We start from the raw sequence: 1,585 nt of genomic DNA, 5'->3' as shown, positions 1-1,585 counted from the left end.
CCTCCCTGCCTTGGCAGTGGTTGTGAGGTACCGATGTGAGTATGTGACCGCTCGTAGGCTTCCACTTCACTGATTCGATAAACGACCCGGTTACCCAGTTTGATATAGCAAGGTCCCAGGCCTTTCATGCGCCACTTCTCCAGGGTGTAGTGACTGATCCGCCATCGACCCGCCAGTTCTTTCTGGCTCAGATGTTGTATCTCCATTTCAAGCTCCTTCTTATTTCTTCCAAAGGCAGGAACCATGATCGGACAGTCGGAGTAGCTGAGACGTAGCTGGACAGTAGCTGAGCCGTAGTTGGCGAATATTTTTGATTTTTTGTGCAAAAAAAACCGGCATGTGCCGGTTGAATGGTTGCTATGCCGTTTTTCGCCGAGATTGGGGAGGGGCTTTCAATGTCCAGAGCTTTTTTTCGTAGTTGATGTAGTTCGGCCAAATATCATCGTTGAAACAATTCTGAGGATGGGTGAAGTTAATACCCTCTGCCTGCAACTGACTGGTAGACACTCCCTTGTTACCATCAGCCCATGCCTGATAGATTAAGCGCAGGACATGACAGCGCTTCTCTCCAGTTACATGCCAGGCTGGACGCTCATCAGCATGCATCACTGCATTACTGCCGTAGTCTGAAAGGTGAACCGGCAGCTCTTGAGTATCCGTTCCGAAAACCAGCGCTAAATGTCGTTGAAGCTTCGATGCATCGAGGTAACAGCCGGAATCCCCGGACAACAAATCGCATACAGAAATAGACGTCGTCCCTTCAAGTGTAAGAGGACGCCTTATCGAACCCGGAGTGAGGATCGCCCGATTCGCTGAGCCCGGCCAGGATTTTAAACCTTCAGCGATAGCTTGTGATCCTGATTGACTGCTGTATTGACGCGCCAGAAATACCTGAATGGTGCCAAGAGGAGATACGAGCCCCCCCAGATAATCCAGATGTTCCGGTACTACAGAGATAAACTCACCATCCAGTGATAGCCCCGCTTGCAATACCTTTTTCAACCAGTCATGGTCGTATCGATACTGCCGTTGTTGCTCTTCAGTAACAGAGACGTATCCCTCATCAACGTTAAACCAGTAGAACTCCCCGGGCTTGACCTCACGCACTTCCTGCCACTCAATCCCCCGGTGGTCTCCGCCATCTACCGGGATCTCCCAGGCAAGCCCGGTTAGCTGAAGTGCCGTGCATGAAACGATATCCTGCGCATCATTGGGACAAATAATGTCCAGCCAGGCCCGGCAAACCGTGTTATGACTGGTGTCGTACAAACTGGCGAGATACTCAAAAGACGATCGCTTATCGGGCATTCCGCCGAGGTTACTCATAGGTCAGCCCCCACTCTCTCAGCTTGCTCCAACTCAGGTGGCGTTCCATTTCAGTCATGTTTTTCAGGTTTGATGTTCCCGGATATTTAAGATGCAACATCATGCTGCGTTTGCTGAACGCCCTTCTTTCCATGGCCGACTTGTGAAACCGGATCGCAATAGAAGCCTCAATAACTCTAGTGCCAGGATTTGTCAGTATATGCGCCACATCATCCTCCTGGGCCGCCTGATAAACATCTTTCTCATGCGCTTTCTTGGC

General features: G+C 50.5%; 3 protein-coding genes. All 3 read right to left on the bottom strand.

The window, feature by feature from the left end:
• On the bottom strand, positions 1 to 206 hold a 206-nt coding region (locus tag AK963_RS26075), incomplete at its 3' end, for a helix-turn-helix transcriptional regulator (RefSeq protein ID WP_066018280.1).
• Between the two features lie 151 nt (positions 207 to 357).
• Positions 358 to 1,326, bottom strand: a complete 969-nt coding sequence (locus tag AK963_RS26070; protein WP_066018279.1) for a hypothetical protein — start codon at positions 1,324 to 1,326, stop codon at positions 358 to 360.
• Positions 1,319 to 1,585, bottom strand: a 267-nt coding sequence (locus AK963_RS26065) for a hypothetical protein (protein WP_175404665.1), incomplete at its 5' end; no start/stop codon positions are given. The genes AK963_RS26065 and AK963_RS26070, both read right to left, overlap by 8 nt.

The organism is Endozoicomonas atrinae, from assembly GCF_001647025.1.
Taxonomy (GTDB): domain Bacteria; phylum Pseudomonadota; class Gammaproteobacteria; order Pseudomonadales; family Endozoicomonadaceae; genus Endozoicomonas; species Endozoicomonas atrinae.
The sequence above is the reverse complement of the archived record's forward strand: the minus strand, read 5'-3'. Positions and strand labels throughout refer to the sequence as shown.